The organism is Arthrobacter rhizosphaerae, from assembly GCF_023062595.1.
Classification (GTDB): Bacteria; Actinomycetota; Actinomycetes; order Actinomycetales; family Micrococcaceae; genus Arthrobacter; species Arthrobacter rhizosphaerae.
This window is the reverse complement of sequence record NZ_JALLAN010000005.1, coordinates 281257-305120: the sequence shown is the minus strand read 5'-3', so window position 1 is coordinate 305120 and position 23864 is coordinate 281257. Positions and strand designations below refer to the sequence as shown.

Annotated in this window: 20 protein-coding genes and 2 tRNA genes; 14 read left to right on the top strand and 8 right to left on the bottom strand. The window is 61.5% G+C overall.

Translation table 11 applies throughout. From position 1 onward, the window contains the following. Positions 1-66: 66 nt before the first annotated feature. The 4 genes from ilvC to ilvD all read right to left on the bottom strand — a co-directional run bounded on the left by ilvC (position 67) and on the right by ilvD (position 5688). Positions 67-1149, bottom strand: coding sequence for a ketol-acid reductoisomerase (gene ilvC, locus MU551_RS09535; RefSeq protein ID WP_281507055.1), 1083 nt, complete (start codon positions 1147-1149; stop codon positions 67-69). Positions 1150-1175: 26 nt separating this feature from the next. After that, positions 1176-1688 (bottom strand): acetolactate synthase small subunit, encoded by a 513-nt coding sequence (ilvN, locus tag MU551_RS09530; protein WP_247043049.1) that lies wholly within the window; start codon positions 1686-1688, stop codon positions 1176-1178. Positions 1689-1690: 2 nt separating this feature from the next. Continuing rightward, on the bottom strand, positions 1691-3592 hold the full coding sequence (locus tag MU551_RS09525; RefSeq protein ID WP_247043042.1) for an acetolactate synthase large subunit: 1902 nt from the start codon (positions 3590-3592) through the stop codon (positions 1691-1693). A 374-nt stretch (positions 3593-3966) separates the two neighbouring features. Then, a complete protein-coding gene (gene ilvD / locus MU551_RS09520; RefSeq protein ID WP_247043039.1) occupies positions 3967-5688 on the bottom strand; it encodes a dihydroxy-acid dehydratase in 1722 nt (573 codons plus the stop codon). Between the two features lie 314 nt (positions 5689-6002). On the opposite strand from ilvD, the gene MU551_RS09515 reads away from it, so the two are divergent. From MU551_RS09515 to MU551_RS09505, 3 genes are all read left to right on the top strand, one after another. Continuing rightward, positions 6003-7079, top strand: coding sequence for a sunset domain-containing protein (locus MU551_RS09515; protein WP_247043037.1), 1077 nt, complete (start codon positions 6003-6005; stop codon positions 7077-7079). A 114-nt stretch (positions 7080-7193) separates the two neighbouring features. Beyond that, the gene (locus MU551_RS09510; protein WP_372489830.1) at positions 7194-8297 is read left to right on the top strand and encodes a PQQ-dependent sugar dehydrogenase; all 1104 of its coding nucleotides are present in this window, start codon (positions 7194-7196) and stop codon (positions 8295-8297) included. 117 nt (positions 8298-8414) lie between these two features. Continuing rightward, positions 8415-8490: transfer RNA gene (locus MU551_RS09505), tRNA-Lys, on the top strand. Between the two features lie 153 nt (positions 8491-8643). Here the strand turns inward: MU551_RS09505 and MU551_RS09500 are convergent. Beyond that, positions 8644-8991 (bottom strand): hypothetical protein, encoded by a 348-nt coding sequence (locus MU551_RS09500; protein ID WP_247043035.1) that lies wholly within the window; start codon positions 8989-8991, stop codon positions 8644-8646. Between the two features lie 287 nt (positions 8992-9278). Here MU551_RS09500 and MU551_RS09495 point away from each other — a divergent pair, with 287 nt between their 5' ends. Next, on the top strand, positions 9279-9998 hold the full coding sequence (locus MU551_RS09495; protein ID WP_247043033.1) for a hypothetical protein: 720 nt from the start codon (positions 9279-9281) through the stop codon (positions 9996-9998). A 116-nt stretch (positions 9999-10114) separates the two neighbouring features. On the opposite strand, the gene MU551_RS09490 is transcribed toward MU551_RS09495, so the two are convergent. Further along, entirely contained in the window at positions 10115-10597 is a 483-nt protein-coding gene (locus MU551_RS09490; RefSeq protein WP_247043182.1) for a MarR family winged helix-turn-helix transcriptional regulator, read from the bottom strand. A 97-nt stretch (positions 10598-10694) separates the two neighbouring features. On the opposite strand from MU551_RS09490, the gene bcp reads away from it, so the two are divergent. The 8 genes from bcp (at position 10695) to MU551_RS09450 (ending at position 20701) form a co-directional block, all read left to right on the top strand. Beyond that, complete coding sequence (gene bcp, locus MU551_RS09485; RefSeq protein ID WP_247043031.1) at positions 10695-11168, top strand: thioredoxin-dependent thiol peroxidase; 474 nt, start codon at positions 10695-10697, stop codon at positions 11166-11168. Between the two features lie 77 nt (positions 11169-11245). Continuing rightward, positions 11246-11327, top strand: a tRNA-Leu gene (locus MU551_RS09480). A 242-nt stretch (positions 11328-11569) separates the two neighbouring features. Next, entirely contained in the window at positions 11570-12244 is a 675-nt protein-coding gene (locus MU551_RS09475; RefSeq protein ID WP_247043029.1) for a fasciclin domain-containing protein, read from the top strand. Positions 12245-12419: 175 nt separating this feature from the next. Beyond that, complete coding sequence (locus MU551_RS09470; RefSeq protein WP_247043028.1) at positions 12420-14096, top strand: ABC transporter substrate-binding protein; 1677 nt, start codon at positions 12420-12422, stop codon at positions 14094-14096. Between the two features lie 79 nt (positions 14097-14175). Then, entirely contained in the window at positions 14176-15681 is a 1506-nt protein-coding gene (locus MU551_RS09465; protein WP_247043026.1) for a malate:quinone oxidoreductase, read from the top strand. A 66-nt stretch (positions 15682-15747) separates the two neighbouring features. Further along, positions 15748-18951: an efflux RND transporter permease subunit gene (locus MU551_RS09460; protein WP_247043018.1), complete on the top strand. Its 3204-nt coding sequence runs from the start codon at positions 15748-15750 to the stop codon at positions 18949-18951. A 131-nt stretch (positions 18952-19082) separates the two neighbouring features. After that, positions 19083-20240 (top strand): LLM class flavin-dependent oxidoreductase, encoded by a 1158-nt coding sequence (locus tag MU551_RS09455; protein WP_247043016.1) that lies wholly within the window; start codon positions 19083-19085, stop codon positions 20238-20240. Then, the gene (locus MU551_RS09450) at positions 20240-20701 is read left to right on the top strand and encodes a MarR family winged helix-turn-helix transcriptional regulator (protein ID WP_247043014.1); all 462 of its coding nucleotides are present in this window, start codon (positions 20240-20242) and stop codon (positions 20699-20701) included. The genes MU551_RS09455 and MU551_RS09450 overlap by 1 nt, the downstream gene beginning before the upstream one ends. A 24-nt stretch (positions 20702-20725) precedes the next feature. Here MU551_RS09450 and MU551_RS09445 read toward each other — a convergent pair whose 3' ends face one another. After that, complete coding sequence (locus MU551_RS09445) at positions 20726-21532, bottom strand: transglutaminase-like domain-containing protein (RefSeq protein ID WP_247043012.1); 807 nt, start codon at positions 21530-21532, stop codon at positions 20726-20728. Positions 21533-21605: 73 nt separating this feature from the next. Continuing rightward, a complete protein-coding gene (locus MU551_RS09440; RefSeq protein ID WP_247043010.1) occupies positions 21606-22424 on the bottom strand; it encodes a hypothetical protein in 819 nt (272 codons plus the stop codon). A gap of 90 nt (positions 22425-22514) precedes the next feature. On the opposite strand from MU551_RS09440, the gene MU551_RS09435 reads away from it, so the two are divergent. Beyond that, positions 22515-23177: a DUF1684 domain-containing protein gene (locus MU551_RS09435; RefSeq protein ID WP_247043008.1), complete on the top strand. Its 663-nt coding sequence runs from the start codon at positions 22515-22517 to the stop codon at positions 23175-23177. An 84-nt stretch (positions 23178-23261) separates the two neighbouring features. After that, positions 23262-23846 (top strand): DM13 domain-containing protein, encoded by a 585-nt coding sequence (locus MU551_RS09430; RefSeq protein ID WP_247043006.1) that lies wholly within the window; start codon positions 23262-23264, stop codon positions 23844-23846. Positions 23847-23864: the final 18 nt, after the last annotated feature.

The following is a 23864-nucleotide window of genomic DNA, read 5'->3' as shown; positions in this document are numbered from 1 at the left end:
CGGGCCCACATTGTGAAGTGTGAGCCCGGCCATTTTCCGGTGCCTCGGCTATGCGAAAAGCATGGCCTAGCGGGCTACGGAGCCCTCAGTGTAGTCATCGTTGGTCTTGATCCAGGAGAACAGCTTCCGCAGTTCACGTCCGGTGGTCTCGATGGGGTGGTCTTCGCCCTTCTTGCGCAGTTCTGCGAACTCAGGAGCGCCGGCGTCCTGGTCGTCGATGAAGCGCTTGGCGAAGGCACCGTTCTGGATGTCCGCGAGGACAGCCTTCATGTTTTCCTTCACCTCGGGGGTGATGACGCGGGGGCCGGAGACGTAGTCGCCGTATTCCGCGGTGTCGGAAACGCTCCAACGCTGCTTGGCGATGCCGCCCTCCACCATGAGGTCAACGATGAGCTTGAGCTCGTGCAGAACCTCGAAGTAGGCGACCTCGGGCTTGTAGCCGGCTTCAGTCAGCGTTTCGAAGCCGTACTGGATGAGCTGTGATGCGCCGCCACAGAGAACAGCCTGCTCGCCGAAGAGGTCCGTTTCGGTCTCTTCGGTGAAGGTGGTCTCGATGACGCCTGCACGGGTGCCGCCGATTGCCTTGGCGTAGGACAGGGCCAGTTCCTTGGCCTTGCCGGAAGCGTTCTGCTCCACGGCGATGAGGTCCGGAACGCCGCGGCCGGCTTCGAATTCGCGGCGCACGATGTGGCCGGGTCCCTTGGGTGCAACCAGGGCGACGTCGACGTCGGCCGGCGGCTTGATGTAGCCGTAGCGGATGTTGAAGCCGTGGCCGAAGAAGAGGGCGTCACCGGCCTGCAGGTTCGGTGCGATGTCCTCGGCGTAGACGAAGCGCTGGACCTGGTCCGGAGTGAGGACCATGATCAGGTCGGCTTCGGCAACGGCGTCGGCAACGTTCAGGACGCGCAGGCCCTCGGCCTCGGCCTTGGCGCGGGACTTGGAGCCCTCCTTCAGGCCGACGCGGACGTCAACTCCTGAATCGCGGAGGCTGAGGGCGTGGGCGTGGCCCTGGGAGCCGTAACCGATAACGGCAACGGTGCGTCCCTGGATGATCGACAGGTCGGCGTCGTCGTCGTAAAACATTTCAGTCACTTGGGTGTCTCCTTTTGAGTGGATTCTTTGGTGTTGCTTGTAAGTGGAGCTTGTCAGTGGTGGTGGAGTGCCTTCCACAGTGCCTAGGCGCTGCGCAAGGCCCTGTCACTCATGGAGCGGGATCCCCGTCCAACGGCCAAAGTGCCGGACTGCACAATTTCGCGGATTCCGAAAGGTTCCAGCACGGAAAGCAGTGCTGTCAGCTTTTCGGGATGGCCGGTTGCTTCAATGACCACTGAATCTGTGGAGACGTCGACTACTGAAGCACGGAACAAATCTGCAGCGTGGGTCACCTGCAAACGGGTTGCGGCATCCGCCCGTACCTTGACCAGGATGTGGTCGCGCTGCACGGAGGATTCGGAAGTCAGTTCAACAATCTTGATCACGTTGACCAGCTTGTTCAACTGTTTGGTGACCTGTTCGATGAGGTCACCGTCGGCGTCGACCACAACGGTCATGCGGGACATGCCCGGCACTTCGGTGGGGCCTACGGCCAAGGAATTGATATTGAAGGCGCGGCGGGCAAAAAGGCTGGCCACGCGGGTCAGCACACCGGGCTTGTCTTCGACCAGAACGGACAGTGTGTGGCGGCTCATGATCAGTCCTCCTCTTCCCATTCCGGGGTCAGGTTGCGGGCAACCTGGATCTGGTCGTTGCTGACTCCGGCAGGGACCATCGGCCACACCATGGAGTTGGGACTGACCACGAAGTCGATGACAACGGGCCTGTCGTTGATTTCCAGCGCTTTTTGGATGGTGGCATCGATGTCCTCGACGCGTTCGCAACGGAAGGACGCACAGCCATAGGCCTCCCCCAGCTTGACGAAGTCCGGGATACGGACGGTGTCGTGGCCGGTGTTGAGATCGGTGTTGGAGTAGCGGCCCTCATAGAAGAGGGTCTGCCACTGCCGCACCATGCCCAGCGAGGAGTTGTTGATGACGGCCACCTTGATGGGGATCTTGTTGATCGCGCACGTCGCCAGTTCCTGGTTGGTCATCTGGAAACAGCCGTCTCCGTCGATGGCCCAAACCACGCGGTCGGGTTCGCCAACCTTGGCGCCCATGGCCGCAGGCACCGCGTAACCCATGGTGCCTGCACCGCCTGAGTTCAGCCACTGGTGGGGCCGTTCGTACTTGATGAACTGTGCAGCCCACATCTGGTGTTGCCCGACGCCGGCCACGTAGATACCCTCCGGGCCGGTCAACGCGCCGATGCGCTCAATGACGCGCTGCGGGGCTACGAGGCCGTCTTCGGGTTCGGTCCACCCCAGCGGGTAGGTTTCGCGGAGGTTGTTCAGGAACGCCCACCAGTTCTGCAGGTCCGGGGTTCCGGATGCCTCGAACTGGGTGCGTACTGCCTCGGTCAGCTCCGGAATGATCTCTTTGACTGAACCGACAATGGGAACATCTGCCGTCCGGTTCTTGGAGATTTCCGCGGGGTCGATGTCGGCATGGATCACCTTGGCGTTGGGCGCGAAGGTCTTCAGGATTCCGGTCACCCGGTCATCAAAGCGGGCCCCAAGCGTGATCAGGAGATCAGACTGCTGCAACGCCGTCACGGCGGAAACGGTGCCGTGCATGCCTGGCATGCCAACGTGCTGGGGGTGCGAATCCGGGAAAACGCCACGGGCCATGAGGGTGGTGACCACCGGGGCTCCGGTCAGTTCCGCGAGTTCGAGCAACTCCGCTGAGGCATGGGCCTTGACGACGCCGCCGCCCACATAGAGGACGGGCTTGCTGGCAGCAGCAATAAGCCGCGCGGCCTCCCGGACCTGCTTGTTGTGTCCGCGGACCACAGGACGGTACCCGGGCAGATCTATCTTCGGCGGCCAGGAAAAGGTCATCTTGCCCTGCTGGGCGTCCTTGGCAACATCCACCAGGACCGGGCCGGGTCGACCGCTCGAAGCCAGATGGAAAGCGGCGGCCATGACATGCGGGATCTCATTGGGATCCGTCACCAGGAACGAATGCTTGGTGATGGGCATCGTGATGCCCACAATGTCGGCTTCCTGGAAGGCATCGGTGCCGATGACTCCGCTGGATACCTGGCCGGTGATGGCAACGATGGGCACGGAGTCCATATGGGCGTCCATGATGGCGGTAACGAGGTTGGTGGCTCCCGGGCCGGACGTGGCGATACAGACGCCAACCCGTCCCGTAACCATGGCATAGCCTTGCGCGGCGTGGCCGGCTCCCTGTTCGTGACGGACCAGAACGTGGTTCATTCCGGAAGCCATCAAAGGGTCATAGGTAGGCAGGATCGCGCCACCGGGCAAACCAAAAATATCGTCGACGCCGAGTTCTTCGAGCGAACGCACAATAGCTTCTGAGCCGGTCATCACCGTTGGGGGTACAACGTTGTTCGGCCCAAGGACAGGAGAGGCGGCTGCAGCAATGTCGACGCCCGCGTCAGTGGGGCGGTCGACGCGTTCTGGAGCTTTGGGGGCTCCAGCGGACTTTGTAGCCATCAGCGAGGGGCTGATCGGCGATCCTTTGCTCATCGGACTCTTCCTTAGTGGATCTTGAATTATCGGTTACAGCGTGTGGAACTTCTGGATGATGCTTCGCGGCAATAAAAAAACCCCTCAGCCTGATGGGCTCTTCGAGGGGTTGCGCGTGACAGTTCGTTACCAGTCGGGCTATTTAGCCACGCGCTTGGTAAGTACGACGACGTCGGTAACGAATGCGATCATGCGTTCAGTGTTCCCTCTAGGTAAGACATGTGTCAACGCAGCGACACCCGATCTCACCATCTGGACTTCATTGTCCACCAAATGGCCGCCTCCCCCAACTGGGTAGCAGTAGATGTTGTTTTTGGAGCCCATAACAACATCTACTGCGACCCGGTTGGATTCAGCTGCCGAACTGCGTGGTGCTACCCGCAGTATGCGCCGGTGGAGGCGCTGTGCACCAGCTTGGCATACTTGGCCAGCACTCCCTTGGTGAACTTCGCGGGCAGCGGAGTCCAGCCCTCTTTGCGCGCTTCGAGCTCGGCAGGGTCAACCAGGAGGTCGAAGCTGCGGGCTGCGATGTCCACGCGGATCCGGTCACCGTCCTTAACAAAGGCGATGGGGCCGCCGTCGACCGCTTCCGGTGCGACGTGCCCGATGCAGAGTCCAGTGGTGCCGCCCGAGAACCGGCCGTCGGTCAGGAGCAGCACATCCTTGCCCAGGCCGGCGCCCTTGATGGCTCCGGTGATAGCGAGCATTTCCCTCATGCCCGGGCCGCCCTTGGGGCCCTCGTAACGGATCACCACAACGTCACCCTTGTGGATCTGGCCCTTATCCAGGGCGTCGAGTGCGCCCTGCTCGCGCTCGAAGACGCGGGCAGTTCCCTCGAAAACGTCGGCATCGAAGCCGGCGCTTTTGACGACTGCTCCCTCCGGTGCCATGGTGCCGTGCAGGATGGTGATGCCGCCGGTCTTGTGGATCGGGTTGTCCAGGGCCCGCAGGATCTTGCCGTCCAGGTCCGGCGGGTTGATGGACGCGAGGTTTTCGGCGAGGGTCTTGCCCGTCACGGTGAGGCAGTCCCCGTGCAGCAGTCCGGCGTCGAGTAGGGCCTTCATGATGACCGGCACGCCGCCGATCTTGTCGACGTCGGTCATGACATAGCGGCCGAACGGCTTCAGGTCTCCCAGGTGCGGGATTTTGTCGCCGATGCGGTTGAAGTCATCCAGCGTGAGCTCGACTTCTGCTTCGCGGGCGATTGCGAGCAAGTGGAGGACGGCGTTGGTGGAGCCACCGAAGGCCATGGTGACGGCGATGGCGTTTTCGAACGCCTTCTTGGTCATGATGTCGCGGGCCGTGATGCCAAGGCGGAGCAGGTTCACAACAGCCTCGCCAGACTTACGGGCAAATTCATCACGACGGCGGTCGGCCGACGGCGGGGCGGCGGATCCCGGAAGGGACATTCCCAGGGCCTCGCCGATGCAGGCCATGGTGTTGGCGGTATACATACCACCGCAGGCACCTTCGCCCGGACAGATGGCCTTTTCAATGCGCTCCAGGTCTCCGAGGCTCATTTTCCCCGCCGCGCAGGCGCCTACAGCCTCGAAGGCATCGATGAGGGTGACTTCCTTTTCGGAGCCGTCCTCAAGCTTGACCCAGCCGGGCATGATGGAGCCGGCGTAGAGGAACACGCTGGCGAGGTCCAGGCGGGCGGCTGCCATGAGCATACCGGGCAGCGACTTGTCACAGCCTGCCAGCAGGACTGAGCCATCGATCCTCTCTGCCTGCATAACGGTCTCCACGGAGTCGGCGATGACTTCGCGGGAGACAAGCGAGAAGTGCATGCCTTCGTGGCCCATCGAGATCCCGTCGGAAACGGAGATGGTGCCGAACTGCATGGGGAAGCCCCCGCCTGCGTGGACGCCTTCCTTGGCACCCTGCGCCAGCCTGTTCAGGGAGAGATTGCAGGGAGTGATCTCATTCCAGGAACTCGCGACGCCGATCTGGGGTTTGGCGAAGTCGTCATCCCCCATGCCCACCGCACGGAACATGCCGCGCGCGGGGGCGGCATGGATTCCATCGGTGACTACCCGGCTGCGGGGCTTGATGTCCGGCTTGATTTCTGTCGCGGTTTGGGTGGTCTCACTCATGGGTCAAAGTCTATGGCTCCCGAGAGGGCCCTATCGACCTGCCAACGCGAGTTAAGGCTAAAAGGCAGGAATATTTCGACCATATGGTGGACGTCTGTCCCGCATGCTGAGACTTAGGCTTGCAACCTCTTGCCGGATGTGGCGTTTGTCACTTGAGCGCCTCGGATGCCACGCTCAGACGAATCCTTCGATGACATCCCTGGTGCCATCCGGGATGAATGGTTGTTGACGCCGTTGACAAACCTAGACAGTCACCTTGACGCGGACGTAACGTCGAGCATCGGCACGTTGGTTATTGAGGGAAAGGCTTTGCTATGGATTGGCTTATCTGGGTCATTGTCATCATTCTCATCGTGGCCGTTGTGTGGTGGCTGCTCAACCGCAACAGCCGAGGCTCCGCCATGGCGTCAGACCGGGCGGCAGAGGCCTCAGAGGCGCGGATGCAATCCGTAGGAGGCCAGACCACAGGCCAAGCTCCCGTTGCTGCAGCGCCGAGCACCCCTGAAGCGGCCGCCGCGGCGCCCGTTACGCCCGCAGCCACAGCTTCAGCGCCCACACCCGCAACGCCAGCCAGAGAAAGTGAAAGTTCCGGAAGCTCGGCCTATCCGGCGCCGTCTGAACCAACCACCCCAGCCGCCTCCACTGGCCCCAGGCCCGCAGAACAAGCGCCCACGTCCGATACGGCGCGCAGCGAGGCTGACTGGGCCGAGGCTCCGGCGCCCGATGGCGGGGACGTTGACGATTGGGACACCGACGTCGAAACCACAAGCACGCACTCCGCTTCCGCAGCCCGCACGGCAAAGGACAAGGCCGAAGACGCGGACAAGGCTGAATGGGAAGCACAGTGGTCGGAGGGCAGCACTTCGGCACCTGGGCAGTCCATGCCGGCTCCCCATGAACACCACCATGACCAACACCATCACGAGTACACCGGGGCTCATTCGCCAACGCTCCCTGGTGCCGAGTCTGCGGCGGCCGAGTCGCCAGAAGCGGAGACAGTAGAATCAGCGCAGTCAGAGGCAGCCCCCAGAGAGACAGCCGCAACCGCAGCGACACCAGCCAACACTCCAGTTCCCGACGCCGCCCTGGACCCCGATGAGGAAACCCTGCAGCGTGCTGAATCCTCAGCCGTGACCGAGTCCTCCCTGAGCCATACAGCCGAGCCCAGCGGACATCTGGCCGTAGAGCAGCCCTATGGCGAGGGTTCAGCCGCAGCTGCAGCCGACGGTTCGGGCCCCGACGGATACACAGTCAAAGGCGACGCGGAAACCATGACGTACTTCGAGGAAACCAATCCGGCCTATAAGGACGCCCCCGCTGGCGTCTGGTTTGAGTCCGTGGCCCACGCCGAGGCGGCAGGCTTCCGTCCCCCACGCCGGACCCGGCTTTGACGATGTCCTTCCGCTGCCACCCGTGATTCCGGAGTAAAACAACATGCAGTCGGGGGCGGATACTTGCCGGCCTTGAGAGAGGGTCCTGCGAACCGTGCCGGCAGCGGATCAGGCGTGGCGGTCGCTCTCCTGGCCCTTTCGCTCTCTGTCTCATCCTGTACCGCCGACGGTGATGGTGGCACTCCAACGGGCAACGCACCGTCGCCAACCTCAACCGCCACGCCCGGGCAGTCAGCGACGACCGTCACTCCGGATCAGCCACCCCGGGTAGCCGGGAAGATCGACGTCGGACTCCAGTTGCCGTGGTCGACGGTTTTCCTTCCTGACGGCACTGCGGTGATATCCGAGCGCGACAGCGCCATCCTCAAGAGTGTCCGGGACGGTCAGAGCCGGGAGATCGGACGGGTTCCGGGTGTGGTTCCCGGTGGTGAAGGTGGCTTGCTGGGCCTTGCGTTGTCCCCCGGTTTCAATTCGGATCGATACCTCTATCTGTACTTCACCGCCCAGGACGACAACCGGATTGCGCGGCTTAGGCTCAACGAAACTGGTGAGCAGTCCCTGGAGGCCGGCACGCCGGAAGTCATCTTTTCGGGGATCTCCAAAGCTTCCACCCACAACGGCGGACGCATCCGGTTCGGCCCTGACGGATTCCTCTACGTCGGCACCGGAGACTCCCAGCGCCGCGATCAGCCCCAGAATCCCAACGCCCTCGGTGGAAAGATCCTCCGGTTGACTCCTGACGGCCGTCCCGCACCGGGGAATCCCTTCGGAGACAATCCGGTCTACAGCATCGGACACCGCAACGTTCAGGGACTCGCCTGGGACAGCCAGGGACGGTTCTGGGCCAGCGAATTTGGGCCCGACGTCAACGACGAGCTGAATCTCATCGTCCCCGGGGGCAACTACGGTTGGCCAAACGTCACAGGAAGCCCGGGCCGCAGCGAATTTATCGATGCCGCGGTGGTTTGGCCTTCAACTGCGGAATCATCGCCGAGCGGCCTGGAAATCATCGGCTCCACGGCCTACCTCGGAGCGTTGCGGGGTCAGCGAGTGTGGTCCGTACCCCTGAGGGGCGACAAAGCCGGAAATCCGGTGAGCTATTTCACACGGGAGTATGGGCGGATCCGCGATGTATCTCTCGCCCCGGACGGATCATTGTGGGCCCTCACGAACAACCAAAACCCTGATTCCATACTGGTTCTGGACATCCCCGGGTAGCCGCCACGGACGAGTCCCTTCCGATTTCACACGGCGCCGATTCTCGTGTAGAGTTTCATGTCGTTGCGAAGAACAACGGGGGAAATAAACCGCCTTCCGAAATACGAAACAACAGCTGCACCTCTAGCTCAACTGGCAGAGCAATTGACTCTTAATCAATGGGTTCCGGGTTCGAGTCCCGGGGGGTGCACCAAGCCAAAACCCCGTCTTGCAGGCCATCCGGCCAGCGAGGCGGGGTTTTGTTTTGCCCCGGAATGACGCTGTTGCTTTAGGGTCTGGCGTGATCCTCATTTGCATGGCGAAAGTACCAGCGCCAGCCCCAGGCTGCGACCGATCCTGCAAAAGTTCAGGTCCTGGAGGCGCGCTCAGTAATCAGCTTGTCAATTTCCTCCTCCGGAGGGCATCGCTGGTTGTCTATGGGGCATTGGCCGGAATCCAATGCAGCGCCCATCCTTGTGGCCGTGTCGACACACATCGTGCAGATATTTTCCGCTTCGTACATGAGCGTCGGATCTTCCTCGACGTAGCCGCATAAGGCCTGACGCCAATCCAAGTCCCGGCAGCACACCAGGTGAGCGAACTCCTCAGGGTTTTCGCTCAGTTTGAACTTTGCCTCCCATGCCGGCACGCTGACCTGCTCACGCGATCTGGCGTCTTCAGTTGTCCGGTGATCACCAATCGACGTCTCCGTCATTGCTCCCCCACGCTCGCTGTCTTAGAGACGAGAATACTAGGTCCGAGCGGCTGAGGTTCACAGAGCGAGAAGAGCCGCAGAGAAGAATGTCTGGGGCATTGAACGGCTCTCCGCGACACATGGCTGTGATGTCGTCATCGTGGCAGGGTGAACCCAACGCAGTCGTAACAAATACGAGCAGGCGTCACCGCCGTGGACAATGAACCCCGTAAGAGGCAAAGACGCCGGCAGGTCAGACGTGAGGCAACCAAACTGTCAGCGCCGGATCACAACTTTGGGGGGAACACATGGGCAACGAATATCATCTGGCCGACGGCTCGCCACGTTACGGGCACCGATCAGAACAAGCGTCCACTTACCACTCCACGCCGGCCGTCACCGTCCGTGTCGAGGAAACAGCCGAAGGGGCCGCCAGGCTTGGCCTGGACGACTTGGCCGGCGCCACCGACCGTCGGCTCGGCGGTACCTGGGCGGACGCCCCTGATCCTGTGGTGGCCGCCCTGCGGAAAAACCATCCGGCGGAGCTGGCCGCGGCCCGTGCCCTTGTCAAACTCCACCTCGGCAGCCAGCGGCAGTGGCGGCTGAAGGCGCAGGCTGTCCGTGACAAGCAGCTGGAGGGGATCTTAGCCCGCCGAAGGGCGTCCGGCAGTGCCCGCACGATTCTGGCGATGCGTCTGGGGCTCATGGCCGCCCTCATCACGCCGTCGGCTTACATTGTGGCCACTGACCAGGAGAACTATCTGAAGCTCCTCATCATCGGGATCATCTGCTTCGTAGCGGCTCTGGTAGGCGGACACTTGCTGACCATCCGGGCGCGTGTTCCGGTCATGCCGACCATCCGCGGGCCATGGTTGGGCGAGCTGCGAGATGACATTGTGGACGCTACCTTGGTGGCGATCCTGCAGAACAAAGGTGTCGAGCTTGACGGACGTACCGTGGTGGCCGGACGGCGCGGTTGGGAAAGTATCCAGGCCGCAACCCAGGCTGTAGCCTCCCTTCGCAGCTGAGCAGCAGGCCGCCGCACAATTGGCCCAGGGACGCGCAAATGGTCTAGGGACACCTGTATTTACGCGTCAACAGCCCGTTTCCGCGTCCTCAGCGTGCCCTCAGTCAAACAACCGGCTTAGACAACCTGGTTAACATCCACAGGCATGCCGGATTCGGCACTTGCAACAATCGCCTTGGTTTCAGGGGACGAGAATCGTTTGGCGAGCTCCACCACGACTGCCCTCAACTCCTGCCGGAGGACATCGGGGTCAATGGATGCCGATGCCAGCACAGAACGTTCCATGTCCGCCGCCGCTGATACGGCCTCGCTTCCACGATCTGTGAGGGTGACTACATGGCTGCGCCGGTCCGACGTGCTGCGTTCCCTGCGGATGTGCCCGTGCGCCTCGAGCCGGCTGAGCGTTTTACCCATGGTCTGCGCCTGGACTCGTACCAACTGGGCAAGTTGCGCCTGCGTCATGGGGCCGTTGAGGGACAGCACTTCCATGGCGATGACCCCGGCGTGCGTCAGTCCGATAGCACCCAGTTTTTCATTCCAGGAATGCTCAACGAGGCGCGCCGCCGTGGACAATAGGCGCCCAGTGGGCCAGCGATCCATATCAGGCATACCACTTAGTATAGCGAGCGTCCGATTCGGTCCTTGACTCCCAAGGTCATTAGGCTTGAGTGTCCTAAAAGTTTCGAAGGAGAAAAAAGTGGTTGAACGTCTCATACCGGGAGCCAAAGCACCCGAATTTACCTTGAAAGACAGTACGGGCAAGGACGTCAGCCTCTCGGAATACCGCGGCCGCAGCACCGTGGTCTACTTCTATCCCGCAGCGTCGACTCCGGGCTGCACCAAGCAGGCCTGCGATTTCCGTGACAACCTGGCTTCACTCCAGGTTGCCGGCTACGAGGTCCTGGGCATCTCACCCGATCCGGTTAACAAACTCGCCCGGTTCGCCGACCGGGAGGGGCTCACGTTTCCCCTGCTGTCCGACGAGGACCACGCGGTGGCCGAGGCCTATGCTGCCTGGGGAGAGAAGAAGAACTATGGCCGTACCTATGACGGCCTCATCCGCTCCACAGTGGTCGTTGACCCCGACGGCAAGGTTGCAGTTGCCCAGTACAACGTCAGGGCAACGGGTCATGTAGCAAAGCTGCGCCGTGACCTGAAGCTGGACAGCTGATCCGGACGATACAATAAAGGCTGGCATCCGCCGTCGGGCTCTAGCGATTGACGCTACTGCTCCGACGGCGACGCCAAGCGCGAGTGGTGAAATTGGCAGACACGCAGGATTTAGGTTCCTGTGCCTTCGGGCGTGGGGGTTCAAGTCCCCCCTTGCGCACTGTGAGTCAGATCTTGGGAGCCCCGGCCTTACGGCCGGGGCTCCGTCAATTTAAGGGCCGGACTCCTAACCGAAAACAAGCCGAAAAAGATTCTCTCCCTTGGACCCATCCGTCGGTCCCAAAAAGCCGAATACCCAGTGAGGCACCAAGCAAGACGGTGTCTGCCAGTCGGATTTACGGCATGAACAGACAGAAGACGGTCTGGCTCAGGTTCAGATCGGCCCAATCAAGGAGAATCGAAATGCAGTCCATCAAGCGCACATCTTTCACCGTTGCAGGTGTTGCCGCCGCAGCCCTGCTCAGCCTCACTGCCTGTGGCGGAACTGCCAGCACGGCTCCCGGCTCTGCGGCTCCTGAAGTTTCCGCCTCCACCATGGCCCCGGCACCCAGCCCGACAGCCACAGAATCGAAAATGATGGATCCGGCTGCAAACCTGGTCGGTGCCGGGTGCGCAGGCTACGCCGCCCAGGTCCCCGACGGCGCCGGTTCGGTTGCCGGGATGGCTTTGGATCCAGTTGCTGTCGCAGCCTCCAACAACCCGATTCTTACCACCCTCACCGCAGCCGTTTCGGGCAAGCTGAATCCCAAAGTCAACCTCGTGGACACCCTCAATGGCAGCGAGTTCACTGTTTTCGCTCCCGTTGACGATGCCTTCGCGAAAATCGATGCGGCCACCATCGAGACCCTCAAGACCGACGATGCCCTGCTGAGCAAGATCCTGACCTACCACGTGGTACCCGGTCAGATCTCGCCTGATGAAATCGTGGGAACCCACACCACGGTCCAGGGTGGCACAGTAACAGTGACCGGTTCCAAGGACGCCCTCAAGGTCAATGACGCCGGTGTCATCTGCGGCGGAGTCCAAACCGCCAACGCCACCGTTTACATGGTGGATACCGTCCTGATGCCGAAGTAACCGGCATCCCGGCTGTCCACCTGCCTCCTGCCGCGGTACCGGCCTGACTCCCCGGACCTGCCCAGCAGCCAACAGGGCCCGCACCCAGGTGCGGGTCCTGTTGGCTGGAGGTCAATTAGACTAATGACTGTTCTGCAGTCCGCGGAGCGCCCAGCCGTCCCGAGGTGATCAGCGAGTGCCCAGAAGTAAACCGCGCAGCGTCAGAGGAAGCATCGGCGCCGCACTCCTGGCGTTATTGCTCGTCTCCTGCACGGGGGCACCGTTGCCTTCGCCCTCACCTTCACAGTCCTCCAGCCCGGCTCTTGCCACCACCGGACCCACCGCCACTTTTACTTTCGGCACAGCGGCGCAGCCCCTCGGGCTCGACCCCGCTTTGGTCTCTGATGTTGAAGCCTTCCGGGTAACCCGCCAGGTCCTGGAGGGCCTCGTGGGAGTTGACCAGACTACGGGGCTCCCCACCCCCCTTCTTGCCACGGAATGGAGCGAGACGGACAACGGCCGAAGCTACACCTTCAAGCTCAGGACCGGCGTGAAGTTCCAGGACGGCAGCCCCTTCGATGCTAAATCCGTCTGCACCAACTTCAACCGCTGGTTCAACTTCCCCGCATCCCTGCGGCAGCAAGCCCCCGGAAGTTCCTTCAAGAGCGTCTTTGAAGCCCATTCTGACCAGGCTTCGCTGTCAATCTATAAGGGCTGCTCAGCACTTGCCCCGGACAATGTCCGCATCGACCTCACCCAGCGATTCACAGGCTTCTTGCAAGCCCTGACCCTGCCGGCCTTCGGCATGTCCTCCCCCAAAGCGATGGCGGAAGGAACTGCTGACGTCCTGGATCAAACCCGTGAGGGCACAGCAATCTCGAAGTATGCCGCCCACCCGGTTGGCACCGGCCCGTACAGTTTTGGCGGCTGGGATAACACCAAAGTTACCCTCGTCAGCAACAAAGACTACTGGGGGGACAAGGGCCAGATCGGCACCATCAACTTTGTCACGTACGATCACCCGCAGGCCAGGCTGCAGGCCCTGCTGGACGGCAAAATCGACGGCTATGACGCCGTCACCGTCGGCAACTTTGATCAGCTGGTCAAGCAAGGCAAGCAGATCATCCAGCGCGATCCCTTCTCCGTGATGTACCTCGGCATGAACCAGGAGATACCGATCCTCCAAAACCTCGAGGTACGCCAGGCGATTGAAATGGCGCTGGATAAGGACACACTGATCCGGAAGTTCTACATCGACAACACGGCAGAGGCGGCGCAGTTTGTCCCGCCCAAGCTGAATGGGTTCAACAATGATGCGCCTACCCTTGGCTACGATCCGGCGAAGGCCAAGGCGCTCCTGGCCAAGTCCGGTTACAAGGGCGAGCAACTCAAGTTCTATTACCCGCTGAACGTGACCCGGCCGTACCTTCCCACCCCGGAAAAGATCTACGCGGAAATCAGCAGGGAACTGACGGCCGTTGGCTTCAACATCAAACCCGTACCCATCGAATGGTCAGACGGGTACCTGCAAAAAGTACAGTCTCCGGGCGATCATGCACTGCATCTTCTGGGGTGGAACGGCTCGTACTCGGATCCGGACAACTTCGTGGGACCCCTGTTTGGTGAGAAGAACGGAGAGTTCGGCTATCAGGACGTCCAGGTCTTCTCGAAGATTGAGCGGGCACGAGGGCTCCCGGAGGGCCAGGAGCGAACGGATCTGTATCACACCATCAACAACCAGATCGCTGCGTCGGTCCCCGCTGTGCCGATCGCGTTCCCCATTTCCGCCCTCGCGCTCTCCGACCGGGTCCTCAAATACCCGGCTTCCCCGGTCTTAAACGAGGTTTTCACAAAGGTCGAGCTAAAGCCTTGACGGACGCCGGCAATTTCAGTATGTAGGCTGCCCGGGGATATTCTGTGACAGCCAGAGCCGCTGCTATCGGAGACTGATTGTGACTTTCATTTCCAAGACAAAACATGCCGACGTCGTCCTGATTGGCGGCGGCATCATGAGCGCCACTCTTGGCGCCTTCATCAAGCAGCTCGAACCGAATTGGACGGTTTCCCTTTTCGAACGCCTTGACGAAGCCGGGCTGGAGAGCTCCGGTCCCTGGAACAATGCGGGCACGGGCCACGCCGCACTGTGTGAGCTCAACTACACCCCCGCAGCCAAAGACGGCTCGGTGGACCCTTCCAAGGCCCTGCACATCAACGAACAGTTCCAGTTGTCGCGCCAGTTCTGGTCGCACCTGGTGACTAACTCGCTGATCGGTTCGCCGAAAAACTTCATCAACACTGTTCCCCACATGAGCTTTGTCATTGGCGAGGCCAACGCCGGCTTCCTGAAGAACCGCTATAACGCCTTGAAGCCGAATGTGCTGTTCCGCAACATGGAGTACTCCGAAGACCAGGCACAGATCGCCAAATGGGCTCCGCTGATCGTCAAGGGCCGTGACTCCAAGCAGCGGGTGGCCGCCACCCGTGCCGCGGAGGGTACCGACGTCGACTTCGGTGCACTGACCCGCGATCTGATCACCTACCTGGGCAACAACGGCGTGGAAATCAACTATGGCCACGATGTCACCGGGATCCGCCGCACATCCGGCGGCGGCTGGGACCTGTCCCTGAAATACCCGAAGTCCGGCGAACATGGAAAAATCCACGCAAAATATGTCTTTGTGGGAGCCGGCGGCGGTGCGCTGCACCTCCTGCAGGCCTCGGGGATACCGGAAAGCAAAGGCTTTGGCGGGTTCCCGGTCTCCGGGCAGTTCTTCCGCTGCACAGATGAGAAACTGGCCGCCCGGCACAGCGCCAAGGTCTATGGACAGGCATCTGTGGGTGCGCCTCCCATGTCAGTGCCCCACCTGGACACGCGGTTTGTCGAGGGCAAAAGGTCGCTGCTCTTCGGCCCGTACGCCGGCTTCTCCACGAACTTCCTCAAAAACGGCTCGTACCTGGACCTCCCCCGCTCCATCCGGCCCCACAACATCATTCCCATGCTTGCTGTTGGCAAGGACAACATGGACCTGACCGCCTACCTGATCAAGGAAGTCGCGAAGCGCCACGGCGAAAAGGTCGAGGCCCTTCGCGAGTACTATCCGGAAGCAAAAGACGGCGATTGGGAACTCATCACGGCCGGCCAGCGTGTTCAGATCATCAAGAAAGATCCGAAAAAGGGCGGCGTGCTCCAATTCGGCACTGAAGTGATCGCCAGCCGCGATGGTTCCATCGGTGCCTTGCTCGGCGCATCGCCCGGTGCATCCACTGCTGTACCCATCATGATCGAGCTCCTGCAGAAGTCCTTCCCGAAGAATTTCAAGGGCTGGCAGTCAAAGCTCAAAGAGATGATGCCCGGGTACGGCGTGAAGCTCAACGACAACCCCGAGCTCGCTGTTCAGCTTGAAGAAGAGACCGCCAAGGCACTCCAACTGGAAACGGTCAACGCGACAAAGAGCTGATCCGGCAGGGGATGCGGCGGGCCGTGCGTTCGAATTTTGTCCGTCAATCCACCAGGAGATTATGAGATGTTCCGGCTGGCAAAGCTCTCGCTGGCAAACCGGGCCCTGATCGCGCTGATCACCGTCTTCGCGTCGGTATTCGGCGTGATCACGATGTCCTCTTTGAAGCAGGAGCTCATCCCGTCCATCGAGTTCCCCCGGATCACCGTCATCTCCTCCATGCCGGGCGCTTCGCCGGAAGTAGTGGATAAGCAGGTCAGCGGCCCTTTGGAGACCGCGCTGAACGGGGTCGAAGGGCTGGAATCGACGTCGGCTACGTCCCGCAGCGGTGTATCTCAGATCAATCTGGTCTTCACCTACGGATCGAACCTGGACCGTGCCCGGAACCAGATTGACCGGGCTATCTCCAACGCCAAACGGACTTTGCCGGAAGACGTCGAGCCACAGGCCATTGCCGGGAGCATCAGCGATTTCCCGATTGTCTTTTTGGCGGTGTCTTCCGACAAGTCGTTGAGCGAACTGAACGCTGATCTCCTGCGGCTGAGCGTTCCTGCTTTGCAGAAGATCGACGGCGTCAGGGGTGCCGACGTGACCGGCGGAGCCACCCAGCACATCCAGATCCTTCCCCGGCCTGAAGCCATGGCGGCCAAAGCTGCCACCCTCCAGTCAATCAGTGATGCGCTGAAGAACAACGGGGCCCTGGTGCCTGCCGGAACCATCGAGGAACAAGGCAAGGCGCTCTCCCTGCAGATCGGAAGTCCTGTTGATTCCCTTGATGCCATCAAGGCCCTTCCCCTTGGTGGCGCCAAGGATGCTGCGACGATCGGCAGCGTGGCGGACGTCAGCATCAAAGACGACACGCGGACCTCGATCACCCGGACCAATGGCAAGGAGACCCTTGCTGTTTCCGTGACCAAGAAGCCCGACGGCGACACCGTCGCGATCTCGCACGCCGTCAATGCTGCGCTCCCCCAGCTTGAGGCCGAGCTCGGCGCCAACGCCACCTTCACTCCCGTTTTTGATCAGGCACCGTTCATTGAGAAATCCATCAAGGACCTGACCACTGAAGGGCTGCTGGGCCTCGGATTCGCCGTCGCCGTCATCCTGGTATTCCTGCTCTCAGTGCGGTCCACCCTGGTGACAGCTGTCTCTATTCCCCTCTCGCTGCTGATCACGTTCATCGGCCTTTCGGGCACCGGGTACTCGCTTAATATCCTGACCCTGGGCGCGTTGACCATCGCCATCGGCCGCGTGGTGGACGACTCTATCGTGGTGATCGAGAACATCAAGCGTCATTTGAGCTACGGCGAGCCCAAGATCACGGCCATCCTCACCGCTATCCGGGAAGTTGCCGGTGCCATCACCGCCTCGACCCTGACCACGGTGGCAGTGTTCCTTCCCATCGCCTTTGTGGGGGAATTGGCCGGCGAGCTCTTCCGCCCGTTTGCCCTCACCGTCACCATTGCCCTGTTGTCCTCGCTTCTCGTGTCCCTGACAATCGTGCCCGTCCTGGCCTACTGGTTCCTCAAGGGTTCTCCCGCTGCAGCGGATCCGGGCACTGCTGCCGAAACAGCTGCGCAGGCCCACGAAGCTGAGCAACGCACCGTCCTGCAGCGTGGCTACCTTCCAGTCCTCCGCAAGACGCAGAAACATCCTGTGGTGACGCTGGTCGCGGCGGTGCTGGTCCTGGGCGGAACGGCAGCCATGAGTCCACTGCTGGCGACCGATCTCCTGGGCAGCTCCGGCCAGAACAGCATGAGCATCCGCCAGCAACTGCCTGCGGGTACCAGTCTTGCCGATGCAAGCGGCGCGGCCGCCAAGGTTGAAGATGTCCTGGACGACATTGACGGAATCAAGGATGTCCAGGTCACCACTGGCAATGCCCAGGCCGGCTTCGCCGCGCTCCTCTCCACAGGTGCGTCCAACTCGACGTTCACGGTGGTCACGGATGAGAAAGCGAAGCAGTCCTTGCTTCAGGACACCGTTCGTGAGCGCCTGAAGGAAGCCGGCGTTGAGGGAAAGATTTCCGTAGCGACCCAGCAAGGGGGCCTCGGCACGTCATCGACCGTAGACATCACCCTCAAGGCGTCGAACTCTGCAGACCTGCGGACTGCAAGTGATGCCATGGTGCAGGCCATGGAAGGCGTCCCGGGAAGCACGGAGACGGTAACCAATCTGGCAACGACCCAGCCCGTAGTGCAGGTCAAGGTGGACCGGGCGAAGGCCGTCGCCGCAGGACTGAACGAAGAACGGATCGCCGGAGTCCTGGCGTCCACCATCAGTCCCATTCCGGCAGGAACGGTCCGGATCGATACGGATGATTTTCCCGTCCAGATCGGCGTCGGCACACAGTTCAAGAGCATTGATGCAGTCAGGAACATCCCGCTTCCCGGCGGCAAGGGAGCCACGCTAGGCAGCATTGCATCAGTCGAGCAGGTGGACTCCCCCGTCTCTATTACCGCCAGCGCCGGCCAGCGGACGGCGACTGTCTCCGTCACGCCGTCGGGGTCCAATCTGGGTGCCGTGAGCACCGAGGTCCAGAACAGGCTCAAGACCGTTGAATTGCCGCCCGGGGTCACTGCCGAGATCGGCGGCGCCACTACCCAGCAGGCCGAATCGTTCCAGCAGTTGGGGCTCGCGCTGCTGGCTGCCATCGCGATTGTGTACGTGATCATGGTCGCGACCTTCAAATCACTGGTGCAGCCCCTGATACTGCTGGTTTCCATTCCTTTTGCAGCAACGGGCGCCATCGCGCTGCTGCTACTGACCGGGATTCCCCTGGGTTTGCCGTCACTCATCGGAATGCTGATGCTGGTGGGCATTGTGGTCACCAATGCCATTGTGCTGATAGACCTCATTAACCAGTACAGGCAACCGCGGGATGGCGGGCCCGGAATGAACGTGGCAGACGCAATCGTCCATGGTGCCCGCCAGCGTCTCCGGCCGATCCTGATGACGGCCCTTGCCACGGTTTTCGCGCTGACGCCAATGGCATTGGGCTTTACTGGCGGCGGCGGATTTATCTCCCAGCCATTGGCGATCGTCGTCATCGGCGGGCTCCTGTCCTCAACGGCCCTGACCCTGGTTCTGGTGCCTGTCCTGTACAGGCTGGTGGAGGGCCGGCGCGAAAAGAAGTCCCTCCTGTTAGCCATGAAGCAGCGGCCCGCTTTCACACCGGCGGCAGATGTCGATGCTGAATTCGCGGACTGGACCACCGGTAAGATCCCCAAAGTCAGCGGACGGCGGGCTGCTCCGGGCGAGCCGAGCTGACACTTCCGGCCGGCGCCCACTTGGGAATAATTCCTTTGTCCCTGCGTTGTAACCGGCGATAGATGCAAATGCATGTATATCCGGTATACTGAAATCAGTTTCCGGAACTTCATGAATCTGAAAGGGACATCATGCAGATCGGCGTATTCAGCGTCAGCGACATCACCACCGACCCCACTACGGGCCGCACTCCCACAGAAAACGAGCGCATCAAGGCGGAAGTGGCCATCGCAAAGAAGGTCGAAGAGATCGGCATGGATGTCTTTGCGATCGGAGAGCACCACAACCGGCCCTTCTTCTCCTCCTCCCCTACCACCACGCTGGCCTACATCGCAGCGCAGACGGAACGGATCATCCTCTCCACGGCCACCACCCTGATCACCACCAACGATCCTGTGAAAATTGCCGAAGACTACGCGATGCTCCAGCACCTTGCGGACGGCCGGGTCGATCTGGTGATGGGGCGAGGCAATACGGCACCGGTGTACCCGTGGTTCGGCAAGAACATCCAGGACGGCATTGAACTGGCGATAGAGAACTACAGCCTCCTGCGCCGTCTCTGGGATGAGGACACCGTCAACTGGTCCGGTAAGCACCGGACGCCCCTGCAGAACTTCACGTCCACTCCCAGGCCGCTCGACGGCGTGGCCCCCTTTGTCTGGCACGGTTCGATCCGCAGCCCGCAAATTGCGGAAGTGGCGGCCTACTACGGCGACGGGTTCTTTGCGAACAACATTTTCTGGCCAAAGGAGCACTACCAGCAGCTGATCGGTCTCTACCGTGAGCGTTATGAGCACTACGGACACGGGAAGGCGGACCAGGCCATCGTCGGGCTGGGCGGGCAGTTCTTCATGCGCAGGAACTCCCAGGACGCAGTCAAGGAGTTCCGGCCATACTTTGACAACGCCCCGGTATATGGCCACGGACCGTCGTTGGAAGACTTCACGTCACAGACCCCGCTGACCGTCGGAAGCCCCCAGGAAGTTATTGAAAAGACGCTTACCTTCAGGGAATTCTTTGGCGACTACCAGCGCCAGCTGTTCCTGATCGATCACGCCGGCCTGCCCCTCAAAACGGTGCTTGAACAGCTTGACCTGTTCGGGGAAGAGGTCCTCCCTGTCCTTCGCAAGGAATACGCGGCTCTCAAGCCGGCTCACGTTCCTGAGGCACCGACCCATGCGGGCCGTGTCGCTGACCTGCTGGCCGCACAGGACAAGGAATCTTCCGGCTCTGCCTCGGCTCTGCCTCAAACCGCAGGGACCGCAGCAGCCTCGGCAAAGGAGGCCTGATGGCCGACCGTCCAGCGGAATCGCCCGTCCGCCTTGCGGCAGAAACCTGGGAGTCCCTCTTCCGCGCCCAGGTTGCCGTAATGCGACGCCTGCAGTCCGGGCCTGCTTTCAAGTCAATAGCACTCAACGAATACGACGTCCTGTTCACGTTGTCGCGCTGCCCCTCTGGCTGGCTCCGGCTCAATGAGCTGAACGACCATATCCTCTTGAGCCAATCCAGCCTGAGCCGTATGGTGGAGCGCCTGGAAAAGCGAGGCCTGGTGGAGCGTATGCCTGCTCCCGATGACGGCCGGGGGGTCCTGCTCAAGCTCACCGAAGCGGGAAGTGAGCTGCAGAAGCAGATCGGCAGGATCCACGTACGCGATATTGAGGCCCTCATGACGCCGTCGCTCACTGCGGCTGAACAGCGGGAATTGCTTCGTCTTACTGAGAAGCTCCGAGGCGCTGTTGCCCGGCACTAGCCTGCCCTGTCCAGGCACCAGGCCCTAGCGCAGAGTCACCAGCTTTGACGGGTCCTCTTCCGGCAATATTCCGTCCACCACGGCGGTGACACCCAGCTCCCTAAGGGTCAGGCCTCCTCCGATTGTGGAGAGGAAGGCGGTGTCGGAGGAGTCCCGGCCTGCCGTGATGCGCAGCATGCTCTCGCGCGGCGCCAATCCTGTGGGGTCAATGATGTGCCACGCCCCGTTGAGATGCGCCTCCACCACGGCATGGAAATCCATGGGGCTCAGTCCAGGAGCATAGACGGCAGCCAGGCGGCACGGCACGTTTTTGGACCGCAACAATGCAATAGCCAGGTGAGCGAAGTCCCTGCAGACACCCCTCCGGTGCAGCAGGGTCTCCACCGCCCCGTCGGTTCCCCGCGAGGAACCACTGATATAGCGCAGCTCGGTGGATACCCAGTTCCGGACCGCGTGCAGGAGTTCTTCCCCCTGAAGCCCGCCGAACTCGGCGTAAGCAGTGGGCAGAAGGCGATCAGACTCCGCATAGCGGCTGGGCCGGACGTAGCGGATCAGGTCCATAAGGGTGGGCTCCTGGGGTGTCGCCTGCCCGGTCACAGTCGCAGCATAGTCGACGGTTACTTCGGAGGGATCAGCAAACTCAAAGTAGTGGAACCTTCCGCCATGATCATCGGCCAGTTCAGTGACTGGAACATCCTGGCCGCCCGCTGTCACGGACAAAGTTTCTGTCACTGACGAATAGCCTGGGTTGTTGGCCACGGCAACAGCCAGCGCAACTTTCGTGTCAGCGGTGGTCTTGAAGACGAGCCGGGTGGCGACCGAGCGTTGCATGTATCTCCGGAGTATGAAGTGGAAGCAGAACAGCCCTCACACCGCCGGCCAGAAGCAATGGCAAACAGTGGGACTAGTTGTTGATCTTCAGAGACATTAGCATCCGCTGGACGTTGGCGAATTCAGACCCCTCGTTGACGTACTTTGCGGCCTGATCCAACGTGTCAAAGGATTTGGCCGGAGCCACCTTTTCATCCGTGGCGAAGGCCTTCAGGGCAGTGAGATCGCCGAACGAGTAATTACCCTTCCCTGCCGGACCGCGGACCACATTCTGCAGGCTGCACGCCTTTCCGTCCGCGCCGCCGACCATGTTGGTGATGCCAAATGAACCGAAGAACTTATACCCCTGGATTACGCGGAACACCACTCGCGGTGGAATGGTTCCTTCCCCGTCAGCATGAGGCAGTTCCACCGGAACGCTGCTGACAACCACGTACGGCTTGGCCGCTGTAGCGGAGCAGTCCGCCGGAGGCGCCGCAGGCAACCGGGTCTGCAGTGTGGCCAGGTAAGCCCCCTTGGAGTCCTTCACCTCGATTTTCAGGGCACCGGGCAGGGAACCATCCACGGGCGGCAGTGACTGCGTAATCCAATCCTGCGGGAGCTCAAAGCTCACGGTTTTCCCGGGGTCGTTGAAGACCTTCCAGGCGGAAGCAGTCGCGCCGACCACCGGAGTCTCAGTTCCCGACGGCGTGACCTCCGGAGTTGCAGTACCGGATGCGGTGGTCCCCGTAGGATTTGCAGTGGGAGCCGGGGAAGAGGAATCTGAGGGACTCGCGCCCGCCGTCCACGCAGGAGCGCCTTTCCCTTCGTTGCTGCAGCCGGCCATCGCCGCTGCTGCTACGAGCAGCACTGAGGTAAGCCGGAGCGATGTGGAGATTCCCGTCCCTGTCATGCATCCCAGCGTAGCGGTCAGCAGGGACCCGCCAGCGTCGGCAGGGCAGCGTTTCGCGGTGGGGATGCCAAAGACGACTAGGCTGGGGGAATGGCGAATTTGCAAGAAAATCGGGGCGGCGACAACATGACGGACATCTCCGCCGTCGACGTCGCAGACTGGCGGCTACGGACGTTCGCCCTTTATGACAATGTCAGGCGGATCGCCGTCGACAACCCGGCGGAAGCGCATTCCTATTGGCGGCAAGAGCGTGACCGCATGTTCGGAACCCACTCTGCCTCTCCTCTGACGGCCGCCGACAAGGCCGTTTTTGGCGGCCTTCGGACGGCGGACTACGATCCCATCTACCGCTTCAATGTCCCCTTGACGAAAGAGGGCGCAGGCAGGGAGATGAGCGTCGACACAGGCGCGGATGGTGTCGTTCACTTCCTTCGGCTCGGGACATTTGACCTTCCAGAGATGGGCCAGCTGGCCGTGTGGAAGATCCAAGGTTATGGCGGAGGCATTTTTGTACCCTTCCGGGACGCCACCGCCGGACAAAGCGGCGGCACTTACGGCTCCGGGCGTTACCTCCTTGACACCGTCAAGGGCGCCTACCACGGCATCCGAGGGTCTGGTCCCGCGGCAGAGTTCATCCTGGACTTCAACTTCGCTTATAACCCGTCGTCCGCCTACAACGAAGCCTGGGCGTGTCCGCTTGCCGGGCCATCCAACCGCCTCGCGGTGGAAATCCCTGTGGGCGAACTCTCCTAGGCTGGGCGGACTTTCCCCGGGCTGTCAGCAAACGGTAAGACTTTCCCCGGGACAGGGCATTCCCTCCGCGCCTACCGTAGAGACATGGAATTTCTCAAACGCCGCAAAGTACTGGCTGTGCTCATTCCCTGCACGGTGGCTGTGCTGTTGATCGGCGCCTACCTATTCCAACCCTGGCGCCTCTTTACAAGCAGCACCCTTAACGAGGCCCTGCCTGAGGCCGTACCCGCCGCCTCCTCCCCCTCGAACGCAACGGGAGTTTCGCCGTCGGGCCCCACGGAAAGTATGCAGCCCACGGCGACTGCAGCGGCCCCGGCTTCCGAAGCTGCACCCATTGTGGTGGCCAAGGGCGATTTTCAATCCCAGGAGCACCCCACCAGCGGGACGGCGAGCCTCCTCAGGCTCGCAGACGGGACGCAGTTGCTCCGGCTGGAGAATCTGGCGAGCAGCGATGGTCCCGACGTCAAGATCTGGCTCAGTGAGCTCGACGCCGGCGGGGACTGGTTCAAGTATCGCGGAGGCAAATACGTGGACCTCGGCCTCATCAAGGCGACCCATGGCACCCACAATTACGTCATTCCCGCCGGTGCTGACCTGAGCGGACTGGACACGGTAGTGCTCTGGTGCGACAGGTTCAGCGTCGCCTTCGGTTCCGCAGCCCTGGTGTAGGGTTCCGCAGCCCTGGCC